The organism is Fictibacillus sp. EA-CB0309 (assembly GCF_055814265.1).
Genome location: NZ_CP169271.1, coordinates 1,561,397 through 1,578,678, shown reverse-complemented (window position 1 = coordinate 1,578,678; position 17,282 = coordinate 1,561,397). Strand labels below are relative to the sequence as shown.

At 39.2% G+C, this 17,282-nt stretch carries 18 protein-coding genes, 3 pseudogenes and 1 other annotated feature; of the genes and pseudogenes, 1 reads left to right on the top strand and 20 read right to left on the bottom strand.

Going from position 1 to position 17,282, the window contains the following annotated elements:
• Positions 1-2 precede the first annotated feature (2 nt).
• The 7 genes and pseudogenes from ACEWFH_RS08710 to ACEWFH_RS08680 form a co-directional block, all read right to left on the bottom strand.
• Positions 3-856: pseudogene (locus ACEWFH_RS08710) on the bottom strand (GRP family sugar transporter).
• A 145-nt stretch (positions 857-1,001) separates the two neighbouring features.
• Positions 1,002-1,238, bottom strand: a complete 237-nt coding sequence (locus ACEWFH_RS08705; RefSeq protein WP_473726877.1) for a YrhC family protein — start codon at positions 1,236-1,238, stop codon at positions 1,002-1,004.
• Positions 1,239-1,694: 456 nt separating this feature from the next.
• Positions 1,695-2,828: a bifunctional cystathionine gamma-lyase/homocysteine desulfhydrase gene (locus ACEWFH_RS08700; protein ID WP_473726876.1), complete on the bottom strand. Its 1,134-nt coding sequence runs from the start codon at positions 2,826-2,828 to the stop codon at positions 1,695-1,697.
• Position 2,829: 1 nt separating this feature from the next.
• Complete coding sequence (locus ACEWFH_RS08695) at positions 2,830-3,753, bottom strand: PLP-dependent cysteine synthase family protein (RefSeq protein WP_473726875.1); 924 nt, start codon at positions 3,751-3,753, stop codon at positions 2,830-2,832.
• A 12-nt stretch (positions 3,754-3,765) separates the two neighbouring features.
• Positions 3,766-4,233: an S-ribosylhomocysteine lyase gene (locus ACEWFH_RS08690; RefSeq protein WP_066237801.1), complete on the bottom strand. Its 468-nt coding sequence runs from the start codon at positions 4,231-4,233 to the stop codon at positions 3,766-3,768.
• Complete coding sequence (gene mtnN, locus ACEWFH_RS08685; RefSeq protein ID WP_473726874.1) at positions 4,230-4,934, bottom strand: 5'-methylthioadenosine/S-adenosylhomocysteine nucleosidase; 705 nt, start codon at positions 4,932-4,934, stop codon at positions 4,230-4,232. Before mtnN ends, ACEWFH_RS08690 begins: the two co-directional genes overlap by 4 nt.
• Before the next feature lie 15 nt (positions 4,935-4,949).
• Positions 4,950-5,588, bottom strand: coding sequence for a class I SAM-dependent DNA methyltransferase (locus ACEWFH_RS08680; RefSeq protein ID WP_473726873.1), 639 nt, complete (start codon positions 5,586-5,588; stop codon positions 4,950-4,952).
• Between the two features lie 406 nt (positions 5,589-5,994).
• Here ACEWFH_RS08680 and ACEWFH_RS08675 point away from each other — a divergent pair, with 406 nt between their 5' ends.
• The gene (locus tag ACEWFH_RS08675; RefSeq protein ID WP_473726872.1) at positions 5,995-6,246 is read left to right on the top strand and encodes a hypothetical protein; all 252 of its coding nucleotides are present in this window, start codon (positions 5,995-5,997) and stop codon (positions 6,244-6,246) included.
• Here ACEWFH_RS08675 and ACEWFH_RS08670 read toward each other — a convergent pair.
• The 13 genes and pseudogenes from ACEWFH_RS08670 to ACEWFH_RS08610 form a co-directional block, all read right to left on the bottom strand.
• A complete protein-coding gene (locus ACEWFH_RS08670) occupies positions 6,173-6,772 on the bottom strand; it encodes a YrrS family protein (protein ID WP_473726871.1) in 600 nt (199 codons plus the stop codon). The two genes, ACEWFH_RS08675 and ACEWFH_RS08670, sit on opposite strands and share 74 nt — an antisense overlap.
• A gap of 78 nt (positions 6,773-6,850) precedes the next feature.
• On the bottom strand, positions 6,851-7,873 hold the full coding sequence (locus tag ACEWFH_RS08665) for a penicillin-binding transpeptidase domain-containing protein (protein WP_473726870.1): 1,023 nt from the start codon (positions 7,871-7,873) through the stop codon (positions 6,851-6,853).
• Between the two features lie 127 nt (positions 7,874-8,000).
• Positions 8,001-8,420, bottom strand: a complete 420-nt coding sequence (locus ACEWFH_RS08660) for a hypothetical protein (RefSeq protein WP_473726869.1) — start codon at positions 8,418-8,420, stop codon at positions 8,001-8,003.
• 298 nt (positions 8,421-8,718) lie between these two features.
• Complete coding sequence (gene greA, locus ACEWFH_RS08655) at positions 8,719-9,195, bottom strand: transcription elongation factor GreA (RefSeq protein ID WP_066291237.1); 477 nt, start codon at positions 9,193-9,195, stop codon at positions 8,719-8,721.
• Positions 9,196-9,346: 151 nt separating this feature from the next.
• A complete protein-coding gene (gene udk / locus ACEWFH_RS08650; protein WP_473726868.1) occupies positions 9,347-9,988 on the bottom strand; it encodes a uridine kinase in 642 nt (213 codons plus the stop codon).
• A gap of 29 nt (positions 9,989-10,017) precedes the next feature.
• Positions 10,018-10,662, bottom strand: a complete 645-nt coding sequence (locus tag ACEWFH_RS08645; RefSeq protein WP_473726867.1) for an O-methyltransferase — start codon at positions 10,660-10,662, stop codon at positions 10,018-10,020.
• A gap of 205 nt (positions 10,663-10,867) precedes the next feature.
• Positions 10,868-11,215, bottom strand: a complete 348-nt coding sequence (mltG, locus tag ACEWFH_RS08640; protein ID WP_473727251.1) for an endolytic transglycosylase MltG — start codon at positions 11,213-11,215, stop codon at positions 10,868-10,870.
• A gap of 55 nt (positions 11,216-11,270) precedes the next feature.
• A complete protein-coding gene (mltG, locus tag ACEWFH_RS08635) occupies positions 11,271-12,002 on the bottom strand; it encodes an endolytic transglycosylase MltG (RefSeq protein ID WP_473726866.1) in 732 nt (243 codons plus the stop codon).
• Positions 12,003-12,120: 118 nt separating this feature from the next.
• Positions 12,121-12,423: a DUF1292 domain-containing protein gene (locus ACEWFH_RS08630; protein WP_473726865.1), complete on the bottom strand. Its 303-nt coding sequence runs from the start codon at positions 12,421-12,423 to the stop codon at positions 12,121-12,123.
• 22 nt (positions 12,424-12,445) lie between these two features.
• Positions 12,446-12,865, bottom strand: a complete 420-nt coding sequence (gene ruvX, locus ACEWFH_RS08625; protein WP_473726864.1) for a Holliday junction resolvase RuvX — start codon at positions 12,863-12,865, stop codon at positions 12,446-12,448.
• Positions 12,865-13,140 carry an IreB family regulatory phosphoprotein gene (locus ACEWFH_RS08620; protein WP_066240205.1) on the bottom strand — a complete coding sequence of 92 codons (276 nt, stop codon included), beginning with the start codon at positions 13,138-13,140 and terminating at the stop codon, positions 12,865-12,867. The genes ruvX and ACEWFH_RS08620 overlap by 1 nt, the downstream gene beginning before the upstream one ends.
• 78 nt (positions 13,141-13,218) lie before the next feature.
• A pseudogene (gene alaS, locus ACEWFH_RS08615) lies at positions 13,219-15,853 on the bottom strand (alanine--tRNA ligase).
• A gap of 142 nt (positions 15,854-15,995) precedes the next feature.
• Positions 15,996-16,214, bottom strand: a binding site (T-box leader).
• A gap of 39 nt (positions 16,215-16,253) precedes the next feature.
• Positions 16,254-17,242 (bottom strand): annotated as a pseudogene (locus tag ACEWFH_RS08610) (AI-2E family transporter).
• Between the last annotated feature and the right edge of the window lie 40 nt (positions 17,243-17,282).

The window sequence follows — 17,282 nt, the reverse complement described above, 5'->3', positions numbered from 1 at the left end:
CTCTATGATTTAGTGAATCCTAACATAACGCCGCCAACTATGATAAGCACACAGCCTGAGATCACCCATATGATCTCTTTTTTGCTTCTTTTTCGCCTAATAGAAAAATCCCGCCAAGCGTTGAGATGATGATACCGGTTTGTGAAAGCGAGAAGCTTGTGGCGATCCCGATAAGAGGCAGAGAAAGCAGAAGTGTCAGATTCCCTGTGCTCCAAATCAGCCCTGTTAGAATATTTCTGACTGAATATTTATTGAATGGTTTATGTTTTAGCGATAAGACAAGTGCTCCTAAAAACATGCCCACTGCCTGTGGTAAAATGGCCTGCCAGCCATTCACTTCAAACCATCTGATGATGACCACATATGTAACGTATCCTATTGTCGAAATTAAAAGAAACGTGATTCCTTTTTTAAAGTTCTGTTTGTCTTTTTGGTCGCCTTGCTCACTTCTTTTCGACGTTAACAGAGCTCCTGCCACAATCGCAGAGATTGCAATTAACCCAATAATAATTTCCGTCGTCGTTTTCCATTCATGAAAGACGATGACGCCAAACAAAGTCGTTCCAAATAACTGCATACCTGTTGATAAAGGTACAATTTTAGAAACTCCTAAATAATCAACACTAGCAAATTGGTTACGCTGTCCGATGACCCAAAAGATACCTGAAACGACTCCTATCGCCATAACAGACATGTTTAGATCAGGCTGTACGATAAAGAACGCAACAATCGAAAACAATAAGGCTCCTAATGTCATCCCAAATGTTTGACTGTGAAAGTCACCGCCTAGCTTTTCACTCACTAATACGATGCTTCCCCAGCAAACTGCTGTAATAAGTGCCCAAATGATACCCAATTACTCCACTTCTTTCTCTCTATAGATTGTTAAGTCTTAGTATGACCTTTATAGGCCATTCCGTATCCATTCCCTAATTTTTAATCCATAAAAACAAAAATACCGCCCCTTTTTAAGGGACGGTACGTGAAATTTATTATAAGGTTTATTCGCTCAGTTCTTGTAATTGTGTTTTGCACTTTCTTACGACATTGTACATAAGTGCAGTGAATCCTAAACACGTGGTAGAAGCAATCCCTAACGTGATGGATTGGATAAAGTTTTTGTCTTCAACAGGAAGTACTAATCCTAAATAAAAGAACGTGCTAACAGCCAACAAAATAAAACCGAAACGCTGGTAGTCAGCCATCTTCTTTTGTAATTGTTCAGCTTTGTTTTTCATAGCAGTCTCTACCTCCTAACCTCTATTAAAAGGATAACATAGGTAAGACAGCGACCTACCAAGCATTTTTTGACAAAAACGTGAAGAAACTTTGTCTAAATCGTGATCATGGAAATTCATCTGACTTAAAAGCAAGCATTTATTGGAAGTGGTTGATTTTCCGTTCCAGGTGCTCGCTTTCCACGGGGCAGACGGTGAGCCACATTTACACGTTTCACGTTTAAGTGTCTCACCTGCCCGCCCTCAAGGAACTATACTTGCTCCTGCGTCTACAAGTTAATGCTTCCCCAGTAGGCTTCCTCGTCGCATGCCTTGCGAGAGGATTCTCAAGTAGTAGGCACGCACCTTACACTCCAATCAACCATCAAAGAAGACAAAATTTGAAAGCAAGAATCTCTTAGAGAAAGCAAATAAAAAACAAGCACCTGCTAAGGCACTTGTTCTTCCAATTTGTCATTAACTTAATGCATTTTTAAGATCTTCAATCAAATCGTCTGCATCTTCTATACCTACAGAGATTCGGATTAAGCCATCTGTAATGCCAAGCTCTGCTCTGCGCTCTGCAGGAATAGACGCGTGAGTCATTCTAGCAGGAACTGAGATCAAACTCTCTACTGCACCTAAACTTTCAGCTAAAGTAAAGTACTTTACTTTTTTCAGTACAGCATTGGTATTTTCAAGAGATCCAACATCAAATGACACCATTCCTCCGAATCCGCCAGCTTGTTTTTTTGCAATTTTGTACTGCGGATGATCTTCAAGTCCTGGGTAATAAATCTTCTCAACAGATGGATGCTCTTTTAAAAACTCAACAATTTTCTTTGTATTGCTTTCGTGAGCTTCCATACGTAGACCAAGTGTCTTGATACCTCGTATTAATAGCCATGAATCCTGAGGTCCTAAAACGCCGCCAGTAGAATTTTGAACAAAATGGAGATCTTCCCCTAGCTTCTCGTCATTTACAACGACTAAACCTGCTACAACGTCACTGTGGCCGCCGATATACTTCGTTGCGGAATGAAGAACGATATCAGCACCTAGTTCAATTGGATTTTGCCAATATGGCGTGTTAAACGTGTTATCCACCATGAATAAAAGGTTTTTAGATTTCGCCCATAACGCTACCGCTTCTATATCTGTAACTTTTAAGAGCGGATTTGTCGGCGTTTCTACATAAACCGCTTTTGTATTTGGTTTTAGAGCTGCTTCAATCTGATCGATATCGGTTGTATCTACAAAAGTTGAGTCAATGCCGAGACGATTTAATACTTTAGACATCACACGATACGTTCCGCCATAAACATCATCCGTTAAAATAACATGATCACCAGAATCAAAAAGCATCATGACAGCAGTGATGGCTGCCATACCTGAGCCAAACGCAAATCCGCGCTTACCGCCTTCTAAGTCTTTGATCAACTCTTCAAGTGCATGCCTTGTAGGATTTCCTGTTCGAGAATACTCAAAACCGCTGTGAACTCCTACATCTTCTTGTTTATAAGTGCTTACTTGGTAGATCGGAAAAGAAACAGCTCCTGTTGTTTTATCAGAAGGAATGCCTCCGTGGATCAATTTTGTTTTACGTTTCATATCAGATGCCCCCTTCATAAATTTTCTTGCTTAAATAACGCTCTGAACTGTCTGCAAATATCGTAACGATGTTTTGCCCTGACTGTGCAGTTTGTGCTTCGATCAATGCAGCGTGGAGTGCTGCTCCTGAAGAACTTCCAACGAGCAGTCCTTCCTTTTTAGCCAGTTCTGCTACCCGTTGAAAAGCATCAACATCTGTAACGGTATGAATGCTGTTAAAATAGGCTGTGTCCATATATTCCGGCAGAAACTCCATCCCTATTCCTTCAGTCTTATGCGGACCAGATTCGCCTCCGTTAAGGATCGATCCTTCTGGTTCAACAATAACGGTTTTTACATTATTATTCTTTTCTTTGAGATAGCGCGCCGTTCCCATAAAGGTTCCGCCCGTACCCGCACCTGCCACAAAAATATCAACATTTCCATCAAGGTCGTTCCAAATCTCAGGGCCTAATGTTTTATAGTAAGTGTTCGGATTGTCGGGATTTGAGAATTGAGAAGGAGAAAACGAGTTTGGAATCTCACTTAAAAGCTCCTTCGTCTTCTTAATTGCACCTTTTATACCATCTGCTGTAGGTGTATGAATAATTTTTGCGCCTAACGCTTTCATAAGCTCTTGTTTCTCAATACTGAATTTTTCTGGAATAACAAAAGTGACGTTAATCCCTTTATTAATCGCAGCAAGGGCAAGACCAATCCCTGTATTCCCTGCTGTAGGTTCTATAATAGTTCCGCCTTTAACCAGCTGTCCTTTTGCTAAAGCAGAATCTAATAGTTCCATCCCAAGACGGTCTTTCACACTTCCACCAGGGTTCATGAATTCTAACTTCGCAAATAGACGTACACCTTCTGGAAGAGAAAACTGTGTGATTTCCAAAAGAGGCGTATTGCCGATCAGTTCGTGCACGTTTTTATAAAATTTCATCTCAATCGTCCTCTATTCTGAGAAAACAATATGCCACTCATCTTTTTTAGCAAGCATCTTGCGCGCGATTTCTTTCGCACCTTCAAGACTATGGTTAGCTGCCCAGCCGCACTGTACTTCATTACATGCCGGTACTTCTGTCGCTTCTAAAACATCGTTCAATGTCTTTTCAAGCACTTCTAAAATCTCATCATAGTTATCGTGGTTGATTACAGAAAGATAGAAACCAGTCTGACAACCCATAGGGCTGATATCAACGACTGTTGAATGATGGTTACGGATATTTTCTGCCATTAAATGTTCGATGGAATGAAGTCCTTCCATCGGCATATGGTCCTTGTTAGGCTGGCAAAATCGGATATCGTATTTGTGGATCACATCTCCGTTTGCTCCTGTCGTTGTACCCGCTAAACGGATATATGGTGCCACAACTTTTGTATGGTCAAGGTTAAAGCTTTCTACATTCATTTTCTTTGTCATAATGATTTCAGCTCCTCTACAATTTGTTGTACTAGTTCTGCTGAGTTCTTAGATGCCGTTTTTAAGAATTGGTCATAAGATACACGTGCATCTTTTCCGGCAATATCCGATAAAGAACGGATGATAACAAAAGGAACAGAAAATTGATAGCACGTTTGAGCAATCGCAGCAGCTTCCATTTCAGCTGCATAAAGAGCAGGAAACTTGGCTCTGATGTCCTCTACCCTTGCGTGGTCACTCATAAACGAATCACCTGAAGCAATCAAACCTTTTGCAACTTGGATGTTTTGTACACGCTCACCAGCCTTTACAGCCGCCTCTACAAGCTTTTGATCAGGTAGGTAGTTTGGCGGCATCTGAGGCACTTGGCCGTGCTCATAGCCGAAAATTGTAGCATCTACATCATGATGACGAACATCGGTTGAGATGACTACGTCTCCTACATTTAAATCTGAGTGGAATCCGCCGGCAGATCCAGTGTTTAAGATAACGTCTGGACTATACAGTTGAATTAATAACGTTGTCCCGATTGCCGCATTTACTTTCCCGATTCCTGATTTTAAAAGGACCACTTCTTGACCGTTCAATAAACCTTTATAAAATTCACAACCTGCCACTTTTTTCTCTTCAAGCTCTGTCAGCTGCTCACGTAATAGAACAACTTCTTCTTCCATCGCACCGATAATTCCGATTCTTTTCATGTTATTCTCCAATGTCTATTTTTTTACCGCTTCCATCAGCCAGACATATTCGTTCAGCTTTTCAAATGAAACGTCAAAGTCATATTTTTTAAAAATATCTTCAAGGACACCCAGGGTTGTATAGTATTCTGTCTGCAAATCTTTTAATAAGTTAAGGTAGCCTTGAGATTTAACTTTTTCATGACGTTCTTTTTTATCGTCTTCATGAAGATAAGCGGTATCTGCAAAGACAATTTTACCATCTTTTTTGAGCAGCTGGCTATACTGTCCGATCGCAGTATCTTTTTCATCATCCGTTAGATGATGAAAGGCGTAAGTACTAACGACTGTATCAATTCCCTGATTGAGTTTCGGAAAAGATAAAAAATCACCATCGTAGAGCGTTAGATCTGGATTTCGCTTTATCGCTTTTTCACGCATTCCTTTTGAAGGCTCAATACCAACAACGGTTTTTCCACTCTTAAGAAGTTTCTCGCTCAAGTTACCAGTACCTACCCCAAATTCTAATACAACATTGCCAGATCGTTGAACAACAGTTTCTAATATTTCATCGTATTTATGAAAGACTTCTTTATATTCCTGATCGTCTCCTGAAACTGTTTCGTCATAAGAAGAAGACCACTCATCAAAAAGATCAATAAATTCTCGTCCCATTTTTCCCACTCCACGTTTTAAATTATATAATTCCTATCAATATACTATGAATTAAAATCTTACAGGTTCCAAATTAGCACAATTTCTAAAAATTTTCAAATGTAATATCTTTGAGGATTGGTGTATATTACAATTTTTTGAAGAAATAGTAAGAGGGTTAAAGAGAGGCGTTCTGCATTTCCAAAAATATTTTTGCTAAAAGATTTTTGCTTTCGGTTTATTTATGTTGCCTTCTTCAGAATATGGATGGGAGTGTAAGGTGCGTTCCTAATATCTTTTAAAAAGAGAGAATCTGAAAAGGAAAACAACCACTTACAAGTGCAACAATGCTTTTACCACAACGCTCTTTCCTAAGAAATTGTTACTCTCAAATTTTGTCTTCTATGATAGTTGATTGGAGTGTAAGATGCGAGACTCCTGCGGGACAGGCGGGCAGGTGAGACACTTAAGAGTGAAACGTACGAATGTGGCTCACCGCCTGCCCCGCGGAAAGCGAGCATCTGAAACGGAAATCAACAACTTTCAAAGCCAACAGCCCTTTCCAAAAAAAAACAACCTGCCATTTCAACAGGTTGTTTGTCATTTTATTGAACAGGTGTTACACTTGTTGGCTGCCATCCTTTTTCAGGAACCCATTGCAGCATTACATCATACTTAGTCCCATCAGCTTTGGATTGCACGGTTCCTTTTGAAAGATCTGGACCTCCACCATTTCCTAGCCAAAAAATAGTCATCTGATCTTGAGGAATATTTGTTGCATAAGAAAGGGCTTGAACCATCTCGTTCCAGTCTTGTGATCCATCGTCATAAGATTTTTGGTGCGGCTCCGTTTGAGAGGTTCCGATTGGTTCCCATGGACCTTCTGGGCCTCCGCCAGCAGGTTGTTCTGATTCTGTTTCTTCTTTCTCTGCTTCTTCATCGGTATTTTCTTTATTCGCAGAATCTTCTTCTTGTTGTTTGCTGTCAGAATCATCTGTTTCCATTTCAATTGAATTATTATTAGATTCTTTTTTATCAGCCGTTTGTTCCGTTTCGTTTGTTGTAGCTGTTTCGTTATCATCGCCTGAGAAAAGATTAAATGCAACAACAACAATCAGCAAAACAACTAATCCGATTGCTATGTTTAAAAAACGATTTTGCTTTCGTTTTTCAAGTCTTGTTTCATAACGTTGGTTTCGTTTCATAATATCCTCCTCAGTAAAATTACTTTTTTATTTTACCACGAGGATGATGTCTACGAACACTATTTCCTATCTCTCTTTTTATTTAATACGTTCACTTCTGTTCGCAATGTTCATAATTCCATTAGCAATGTCCGCAAAAACAGGTATCGTTCTGTTGGTCTTATCGTGTTTTAGGTCAACGACTACTAAAGCAAAACGTGGTTGCTCAGATGGAAAATATCCAGCGAACCATTTGTTATTGAAGTTAGTTCTTTCTCCTTTTTGCGCGGTTCCTGACTTGCCTGCAACTTGAAACGGCAGTGCTTGCAAAGCATGACCTGTACCTCTTTCATTTTTCACGACGTTTAAGAGAAGTGATTGAAGTCTCATCATCGTATAGGAAGAAAGCTTTTGATCTTCTGCTAAATGATCTTCGAATTCAATTAATTCCGTTCCGTTGGCAAAATTTACACTTTTAGCGGCTTTCACTTCATACCTCATCCCGCCTCGTGCAATCGTCGCCATCATATTCGCCACTGCAAGAGGTGTGACTTTCACATCAAGCTGTCCGATCGCTGTTTGAGAAACAGCTAAAGCAGATTGGTAGTCCGTACTTTTCTTTTTCTTGTATTTAATTTGGCCGATTTCCTCTTGATAAAAATGTGAAAAGGAATTCAGATGATACACTTCTCCTTGCCAGCCATTGTAGTGAAGAAGTCCCATCTTCTCTGCATACTTCTCTATATAATCAGGATTCGTCACATTTAATTCATTCGCAAGTTCACCGAACGTTTTATTGCAGCTCTGTGTAAAGCTATCCTCCACATTAAGATTGCCTAATTGTCTCTCATCTTTTTTTCCATATATGTTGAGGTTACAATCGTATCTTTTATCATTTTGAACCTTATTCTCTTCAATTGCTGCAGCTGCCGTAACAATCTTAAAGACAGACCCCGGAATTTGCTGTGACGTCATATTATTTCCGTGGTTAAAAATCGTCTCACTTGTAAACAATGGTCTGCTCGCCATACCTAAGAGCTCGTTTGATTTAATATCCAACAAAACAGCACCGCCATCTTTAATTCCATGAACATCCAGCGCTTTTTCTACTGTTTCCTGCATCTTTTTATCAATCGTCGTCTTAACGTAGAGAGGGTACAATGGATTTGTTTGAGAACGATATTTGACGTCAAGACCTAAGAGAGGATGACCTTGTCGATCAACGTGATAGATATATTGTGTTTCCCCTTCAGATATTAAAAGGGATCAAACGTATATTGCATCCCGTTCTTGCCTGTTTTTGTGGATGTAGTAACCGTTCCTTTTTTAATTTATCTCCGTACTTTCTCTTTATTAGATCAGGATCCTGACCAACTGCACCAATGATATGATTTGCAAACGGAATCGGTTTTCTTCTTGTAACGAGCTGTGCGTAAAGACCTGATATCTCAAGCTTATTAATCTCATTCATTTGATCCAGACTGAGTTCTTTTTGGAGAGAGAGCGCTGAAGGTTTCTTAAGTCGATGAATCATTTTCGCAACTTCTTGTGAAGGTATCTCGAGTATGTTTCCAATCGTTGCCAACGGCCATTTTCTTGTATAAAGATTAGGAAAAACGACTACTTGTGGTTTTACGTCTGTTGACAGAAGTTCTCCGTTTCGATCCAAAAATAACCCCTGCCATCATTTATTGTAAAGCGGTGTGTACGCTGATTAACACTTTCTTGTATTAGGTTAACTTTTTTCTTTGAAAAGGATGTTGTTGAGATCAATTGTATATCTGCTAACCGATAGATTAAAAAAGGATAAGTGAAAGAAAACAAAGAGCTAGTCCTATTGTTCTTTTTCTAGATACCATACACATTTCACCACCTTATCCACATTTTCACCGACTCCTATTGTTCTTAATCAATGTCCAAAAAAAGAAGACTCGCAAAAATTTGCAAGCCTTCTTTATCTTTACACTTTATTTAACTTCTAAAATAACAACGCTAATTTCTCCGCCTGGCGTTTGAACTGAAACTTTGTCTCCTGGCTTTTTACCTAACAAACTTTTTGCCATTGGAGAATCGTTTGAAATTTTCCCTTCAAACGGATCAGCTTCTGCACTCCCTACGATAACATATGTTTCTTCGTCTCCATCTGGAAGCTCTTGAAACTTAACCGTTTTCCCGATGGAAACGTTATCAGATTGGTCTTTATTATCTTCAATAATTACTGAATCACGAATCATCTTTTCTAATTGAACGATACGAGCTTCAACAAAAGCCTGCTCGTCCTTTGCTGCATCATACTCAGAGTTCTCGGAAAGATCTCCGAAGCTGCGTGCTACTTTAATACGCTCAACAACTTCTTTTCTGCGCTCTGTTTTTAAAAATTCTAATTCATTTTCTAGCTTCTGCTTACCCTCTAAGGTCATATAGTGTTTTTTCTCGTCTGCCATAATATTCACTCCTTCAATAATCTCAGTACCCTTGTTACGTTATATGATAATTCGGGCAGGGTATGTATAAAAAATAGGACAATAGTTGATTGCCAAGCAGCTTAGAGCTGTGTTTTGTCCGTGTATACCGAAAAAATGAGGATGATGTTCCTCATTTTTTCAATAATGCTTTGTCTTCCAATATGGTCTTTATTTTGGTTACCATTAAGTCGATCGCAACACGGTTTTGACCGCCTTCTGGAATAATGATATCTGCATATCTTTTCGTTGGTTCAATAAATTGATTATGCATCGGCCGCACTACGGAAGTATATTGATCAATTACAGATTCTAGTGTTCTGCCACGATCACGAATGTCACGAACCATTCTTCTAATAATTCGCACATCTGCATCTGTGTCAACAAATAACTTGATGTCCATCAAATCACGTAATCGCTCGTCTTCTAGAATAAGAATACCTTCCAATATAATGACATCTTTAGCATCAACTGGGATAATTTTATCACTTCTTGTATGTGCTGTATAGTCATACACTGGTTTTTCAATGGATTCGTACTCTAATAGCGAGGAAATATGTTTAATCAACAGATCATTATCAAAAGCAAGAGGATGATCATAATTAGTATTCAATCTCTCTTCCATCGATTTCTCTGATTGGTCTCTATAATAAGCATCTTGTTCAATAATGAGAATGGATTGATTGGCAAACTGTCTGTAAATTTCTTTTGCTACTGTCGTTTTACCTGATCCTGATCCACCTGCAACCCCAATTACAATCGGTTTTTGTGCCATTGCTTTTACTCCTCCAAACTCCTGTACCCTTAAGGATTTCGAATGCTCACCATCATACCATCACCAACCGGCAAGATTGAAGATTGATAATCAGGATGCTGCATCATGTATTCATTAAAACTTCTAATTTTTTTAACTAGAGAACGAAGTCTTCTACTCTCTAGGCCGCTTTCATCCGCGACATACCCTCTAAAGAGAACATTATCTGTAACGATGATGCCGTCTGGAGACAGCATGGAGGAATAGTGATCAAAAAAGTTTTGATATTGTCCTTTAGCTGCATCTATAAAAATAAAGTCATATGGGGCATAGTCTTCTACTTGGCTTTGCAATTCATTCGCATCACCAAATAACAAGGTAATTCTGCTCTCCAGATGAAGAGTTTTAACGTTATCTTTTGCTATATTGTACCGTTCTTCATCTCTTTCAATACTAATAATTTCAGCTGTTTCACAAGCAAGGGCCATTCGAATGGCAGAATACCCAATGGCAGTGCCCACTTCTAGAATACGTTTTGGCTTTTTTAGCCTTACATATGAAAGAAGTGTTTCCATCCCTGTTAGATCCATGATCGGCACATTATGCTCTTTGGCGTATTGCTCCATTTTTAGTACTTGTTCAGAGCGCGTTGGAATTATTTTTTCAATGTATTGGTTTACTTCATTTGACACCAAAGTAACACGCCTCCTTCACACTAACCGGTATATTGTAACATAATCTTTATTTGAAGGCGAGAGTCCTATTATTTTTTCATATTTTCTAGGCAGAGTGGACTTTACAGATGATTTGGCAAAGGGCAATAAAATAAGGCCAAAAAAACATTCTCTTATAAAAGAAAACATAAAAAAGAGAGTACGTATAAACGTTCTCTCTAAAAAGTTATTGTTTGTCTTTCTCTTGCCAAACTTTCCATTCATCTCTGTATTTTTTATAAACAGCATTATGTTCACTTAAAGTTTTCGTGTAGATCACTTCACCATTCGGCCTTGCATAGAAAAAGAGTTCTTCCATTTTAACTGGTTTTAAAGCAGCTTCAATCGCTTTTTCACCCGGGGATGTGATCGGACCGATTGGAATCCCTTTATACCTGTAAGTATTATAAGGAGAATCATACTCGAGATGTTCGTATAAAACTTGTACATCGAAATTTTTTCTTGCATATTTAACGGTTGGATCGGAATCTAGCTTCATATCTTGACTTAGTCGATTATAGAATACTCCTGCGATTTTTTTCGATCCTCATCACGTTGAGATTCTTCTTCAATAAGGGAGGACAATGTGATCACTTCAAATAGTGAATAACCGCTATTTTTAATTTCAGTTTCATGTTTTTTAAGATAATAGATGATTGCTCAACCATCTTGTCAATAATATCTGTTATCTCTGGTTTTTTAACTTCAAAATCATACGTTGCAGGGAAAAGGAAGCCTTCAAGTGGATAATAAAGTCCTTCTTTCGTTATATCATCCGGTAATAAAGGATATTTTTGCTTCAGCTGTTTCAGATAGGTTTTATCAGCCATCTTTTTTAGTATATCAGCTTGATCGTACCCTGTAGTCTTGCTGATCAGTCCGGCTATCTGTGGAACGTTATATCCTTCCGGGATGGTTAGAGTAAACTCTGGTTTTTTGAACATCTTTCCTTCTTTAAGAGCTGAAATAATTTCTGAAAGGTTCATTGAAGGTGACAGTTCATAGATACCTGCTTGGAAATTGCCTTCTCCTTTAACTCGTGTGTAGAGCCTGAAAAAATCACCGCTGTTAATGATTCCTTTATCCTCAAGTTCTTGACCAATGTCTGCAGAAGATGAGCCGATTGGAATTTCAACTGTCATGTTCTTTTTGTTATCAGCGTCTAGAGGGCTAGTATTTTTATTAAAATAAAAATACGCTCCTGCTGCGGCAGCAATGATGATTGCTAAAAAGAGAACCAGAATGGATAGTATGATGGTTTTTGTGCGTTTTTTACTTTTATTTTCATTTATGTAATTCCCAGATGACTGGAGATGTAACATTACATTTCCCCTTCCACCTGTTTAATTATACGTTTGCTAGCAGAAATTGTCGAGAATAGCCGTAAAATGGAATAAAAAAAGAAGATGGTATCATAACCATCTTCCTATTTTCTAACCATTAATTTTCAGTTTCGAACTCGTCATCTTGAAATGTATTTAACATTTCTTCGATCATGTCCCATTCTTCGTCAGTTTCTAGAGGGAACAATGCTAGATCATCTTCTTCTTCGCCCTTTTCTTCATAACGGAAAGGAAAAACTTCTACTTCGTCTGTATCATCATCTTCTGAATCAGCTACAGGAATTGTTACCATATATGATTTACCTGTTTGATCAACATCAAATTTGAATAAAACTTCAAATAGATTTTCGTCACCGTTTTCGTCAGGAATAATAATGCGTTCGCGTTCTTCTTTAGCCATGATTGGCTCACCTCTACTTTTCTTATTGTTGGCTGTCCAAATAACCTTGCAGAATGATCGAAGCAGCCAGCTTATCGATCACTAGTTTTCGTTTTTTTCTGCTTACGTCAGCTGAAATCAAAGTTCTTTCAGCAGCCATAGTTGTTAGTCTTTCATCCCATAGGATAACCGAAAGACCTGTAAGATTTTCAATATCTTTGGCAAAGTTTTGACAAGCCTCACCGCTGGGACCGATCGTACCATTCATATTTTTAGGAAGGCCGACCACGATTTTGCTGATATCATGAAGTTTAATCAGCTCTTGAATTCGTTCATAATCTTGTTCAGGTTGATTAGGACGGCGCCGGATCGTTTCGACTCCTTGTGCTGTCCATCCCAGAGCATCTGAAACAGCAACACCTATCGTCTTCGTTCCGACATCCAATCCAAGTGTTTTTGTCATTAACGGCTTCCTTCTTTTTGAGTTGAGAGATACGATTTAACAAGCTCTTCAATAAGCTCGTCTCGCTCCAGTTTTCTGATCATACTTCTCGCATCATTATGACGAGGAATATAAGCCGGATCGCCTGAGAGCAAATAACCTACGATTTGATTAATCGGGTTGTATCCTTTATCCTGCAGGGCGTCATAAACAGAAAACAGGACAGTTTCAACATTCGTTTTATAAGCATCATCTTCGTTGAAGTTAAACTTCATCGTTTTGTCCATGGAACTCACTAGCGAACACCTCTTTCTGAAGATCTCCCTTATGGGACAAATTAGTTTCTATCTCTATTGTACATGAAAGAGGAAAGCTTAGGAAACCGTTTTAATCATTTCAACTGCAGAATCTATTCCTTCTTGCAGCTTTTCAGGATCTTTTCCCCAGCTTGAGCCATATCAGGACGGCCACCGCCGCCTCCGCCACAGCGAACTGCAACTTCTTTTACAAGATTACCCGCATGGTATCCTTTTGATACTAAATCTTTTGTCACTCCAGCTACAATGTTCACTTTCCCTGCATTTTCTGCTCCTAAAATAACAACTCCGCTTTGAAGTTTGTTTTTTAAGTCATCAACAATCGTGCGAAGGCCGTTCATATCCATACCGTTCACTTTCTTTGCAATAACAGAAACACCATTGATCGTCTGAACTTCATCAACAAGACTTCCTGCTTCCATGTTCCCGATTTTCGCAGCAAGGGATTCTTTTTCTTTTTGCAGTTCACGTATCTGTTCGTTAAGTGCATCAATACGCTGAGGAACATCTTTTAGGTTCGTCTTTAATTTTGAAGCTGTGTCTTTCAAAAGTTGAACTTGACCGTTCATCAGGCGATATGCATTTTCTCCTGTTACAGCTTCGATACGGCGAGTTCCAGCTCCAATTCCTGATTCTGAAACGATCTTAAACAATCCGATCTCTGAAGTGTTATTTACATGACACCCACCGCAAAGTTCAAGACTATAATCTCCTACTTTTACAACGCGTACCGTTTCACCGTACTTCTCACCGAACAGAGCCATTGCTCCCATTGCTTTTGCTTCGTTAATATTCTTAACCATCTTTTCGACAGGAATGTTGCCCCATACTTTTTCGTTAACGATCTCCTCGATCTTCTCAAGCTCTTCTGAAGAAATGCTTCCAAAGTGTGTGAAGTCAAAACGCAAACGACCTTCTTGTACAAGAGACCCTGCCTGATTTACGTGCGTTCCAAGAACATCTTTTAATGCTTGATGAAGAAGGTGAGTAGCAGTATGGTTCTTCACTACTTTTGCACGAATTTCAGGGTCAACCTCGACTGAAACTTCGATATTGTTTTCGAGAACACCTTTTTCAACAACAACTGTGTGAAGGTTTTGTCCGTTTGGCGCTTTTTGAACATCTTTCACTTTTAGTGCCAGCTCTTTACCTGTAATAGTACCTTGGTCAGCAATCTGACCACCGCTTTCTGCATAAAAAGGTGTAACATTCAAGATAACTTGAGCTTCTTCACCTGCGGCTACCATTGCAACGCGCTCACCGTTTTGAAGAACTTCAAGTATTTTAGCTTCTCCTGATAGGTGGTCATAACCTGAGAATTCACTTTTTACTGTAATGTCAGAAAGCACTCCACCTTGTACTTGCATGCTGTCCACTTCTTGTCTTGCAGCACGAGCACGTTCACGCTGTGCCTTCATCTCATTTTCAAAGCCCTCTAGATCGACATCCATTCCATTTTCAGCCGCATATTCTTGGGTAAGCTCGAATGGGAAACCAAACGTATCGTAAAGCTTGAATGCGTCTTTTCCAGAGATAACAGTTCTTCCCTCTTCTTTTTCTTTTGCCATCACATCTTCTAAGATTGCAAGACCTTCGTTGATTGTTTCATGGAAACGTTCTTCTTCCGTCTTAATGACTTTTTGAATGAACGGAACTTTTTCTTTTACTTCTGGGTAGAAGTCTACCATGATGTCTGCAACAGTTGGTACTAGTTCATACATGAAAGGCTTGTTGATGTTGATCTTTTTCGCAAAACGAATCGCTCTTCTGATCAAACGTCGAAGAATATATCCTCTTCCTTCATTTGATGGTAGAGCACTGTCACCAATCGCAAAACTTACCGTACGAACATGGTCAGCGATTACTTTAAACGCAGTGTCTGTCTCTGTACTTAAGCCATAAGACGTGTCAGAAAGCTTTTCTGTTGCTTTGATGATCGGCATGAATAGATCTGTTTCAAAGTTCGTCTTCGTGTCTTGGATTACACAAACCATTCTCTCAAGCCCCATACCTGTATCGATGTTCTTCTTAGGAAGTGGTGTATATGTGCCATCCGGATTATGGTTGAACTGAGAGAACACAAGGTTCCATACTTCAAGATATCTATCGTTCTCTCCACCTGGATATAGTTCAGGGTCAGATAGATCGCTGCCGAAAGCTTCACCGCGGTCATAGAAAATCTCTGTATTAGGCCCGCTCGGTCCCTCGCCGATATCCCAGAAGTTTCCTTCCAAACGAATGATACGCTCTTCAGGTAACCCTACTTGTTTTGTCCAAATTTCAAATGCCTCATCGTCTTCTGGGTGGATCGTCACAGAAAGTTTTGAAGGATCAAAGCCGATCCATTTTTCACTCGTTAAGAATTCCCATGCCCAAAGAATCGCTTCCACTTTAAAGTAATCACCGATCGAAAAGTTTCCTAGCATCTCGAAGAACGTGTGGTGTCTAGTTGTAATACCAACATTCTCGATATCGTTCGTACGAATCGATTTTTGTGCATTTGTGATACGAGGGTTCTCAGGAATCACTCGGCCGTCAAAATATTTTTTCAGTGTTGCAACACCACTATTGATCCATAAAAGAGTAGGATCTTCATGCGGAACTAAGGAAGCACTAGGTTCTACACCATGGCCTTTTTCTTGGAAAAATCAAGGAACATTTGTCTAACTTGAGCTGAAGTCAAATATTTCATCGTTTTCATTCTCCTTTTACTTTTTCAGATAGGTACTTTTCTAAAAAACGTTGCTTTGGAGCGGAAAATCAACTACTTTTAATAGCAACAGAGTTTACGAAAAGAGTTAGATAAAAACAAAAAAACTCCAATCCCTGTATAAAACAGGGACGAGAGTTTTGAATTCACGCGGTACCACCCTGGTTATATGCAATTGAAAGCATATCACCTTGATTAAGCCTTAACGCGGCATAACGGCAGATTTTCCTTCTGCACTCCAGAGTAGCTTTCGGTTTCCTTCTTCCTAAAACATCTTTCAGCCGATGGATGTTTCTCTCTTTTGGAAGGTCTGAAACGTACTTATCTCTTTCAGCGATTTTTTATCTTCTAGCGTTAGTATACGTTTATTTATTCTTACTTGTCAATCTGTCTTCAGCCGATGTTCCCTAATGTGAATGACAATCACTTTAATCACACTAAAAATGGGTACGGCTAGAATCATACCAGGCACTCCAGCTAGCTCTCCTCCAAGCAATAGAGAAAAGATAATAAATACGGGATGGATATGAAGATTTCGTCCTACGATAAAAGGTCCTAAAATGTTGCCTTCAATGAACTGTAATACGAGCATAATACCAACCGTAATCCAGACCATCTTCCAAGAGATCGTTAAAGCGATTAGTATCACTGGAATCGCCCCTAAGATCGGACCAAAATACGGAATGACATCGGTTATCGCGATAACAAGCCCTAACAGGATGGGGTACGGCATACCTACGAGCCATAGAGCGATCATCGCTGCAGCCCCTAAAATCGCTCCTACAAATAACTGCCCTCTTATATAACCTCCAAGAGATTGATCGATATCTTTTATCAGGTGCTTACCTTCGTTTCGGTATCTTCTTGGCGTTACAAACCAAAGTGCTTTTTTAGTTTCTCAAAATCATTCAGAAAATAGAATACTAAAAACGGAACAACAATGATTACAAAGAAATAATCCACGATCTTTCGTAATGAAAAAATGGCATTAGTTAAGATATTCTGTGCATTGGTTTCCATTTTCACGATGTAATTTTCAATTTTTGAATGAACCGAATACGGAAGTGCTGAAGTTCCTTTATCGACTTTGTATAAAAGATCTTTGTAATCTTCGGCAAGGGCGGGCACATTTACTAACAGTTGTTTCATCTGCACAACAAAGTAAGGAAACCCTTTGACAGCAGCATACCCTAATCCGCCAAAGAACAGGAGGTAGATACTTAAAATCGCAACAAATCGCGGCAGCCCTTTTTCATGCACGTATTCAACGACTGGATGCAGCAGATATGTAATAAGAGCAGCAAGAAAAAAAGGCAGGAATACCCCTTTAATGGCGCTCCATAATGGTTCGTATAGAGGGTAAAGTTTCATCAAAAGAAACAAACATAAAAACAATAATAAAGAGAGTGTC

Excerpts from the sequence above, each read along its gene's own strand:
- ACEWFH_RS08705 (WP_473726877.1), bottom strand. The coding sequence starts at position 1,238 with ATGAAAAACAAAGCTGAACAATTACAAAAGAAGATGGCTGACTACCAG.
- ACEWFH_RS08700 (WP_473726876.1), bottom strand. The coding sequence starts at position 2,828 with ATGAAACGTAAAACAAAATTGATCCACGGAGGCATTCCTTCTGATAAA.
- ACEWFH_RS08695 (WP_473726875.1), bottom strand. The coding sequence starts at position 3,753 with ATGAAATTTTATAAAAACGTGCACGAACTGATCGGCAATACGCCTCTT.
- ACEWFH_RS08690 (WP_066237801.1), bottom strand. The coding sequence starts at position 4,233 with ATGACAAAGAAAATGAATGTAGAAAGCTTTAACCTTGACCATACAAAA.
- mtnN (WP_473726874.1), bottom strand. The coding sequence starts at position 4,934 with ATGAAAAGAATCGGAATTATCGGTGCGATGGAAGAAGAAGTTGTTCTA.
- ACEWFH_RS08680 (WP_473726873.1), bottom strand. The coding sequence starts at position 5,588 with ATGGGACGAGAATTTATTGATCTTTTTGATGAGTGGTCTTCTTCTTAT.
- ACEWFH_RS08675 (WP_473726872.1), top strand. The coding sequence starts at position 5,995 with ATGCGAGACTCCTGCGGGACAGGCGGGCAGGTGAGACACTTAAGAGTG.
- ACEWFH_RS08670 (WP_473726871.1), bottom strand. The coding sequence starts at position 6,772 with ATGAAACGAAACCAACGTTATGAAACAAGACTTGAAAAACGAAAGCAA.
- ACEWFH_RS08665 (WP_473726870.1), bottom strand. The coding sequence starts at position 7,873 with ATGCAGGAAACAGTAGAAAAAGCGCTGGATGTTCATGGAATTAAAGAT.
- greA (WP_066291237.1), bottom strand. The coding sequence starts at position 9,195 with ATGGCAGACGAGAAAAAACACTATATGACCTTAGAGGGTAAGCAGAAG.
- udk (WP_473726868.1), bottom strand. The coding sequence starts at position 9,988 with ATGGCACAAAAACCGATTGTAATTGGGGTTGCAGGTGGATCAGGATCA.
- mltG (WP_473726866.1), bottom strand. The coding sequence starts at position 12,002 with ATGTTACATCTCCAGTCATCTGGGAATTACATAAATGAAAATAAAAGT.
- ACEWFH_RS08630 (WP_473726865.1), bottom strand. The coding sequence starts at position 12,423 with ATGGCTAAAGAAGAACGCGAACGCATTATTATTCCTGACGAAAACGGT.
- ruvX (WP_473726864.1), bottom strand. The coding sequence starts at position 12,865 with ATGACAAAAACACTTGGATTGGATGTCGGAACGAAGACGATAGGTGTT.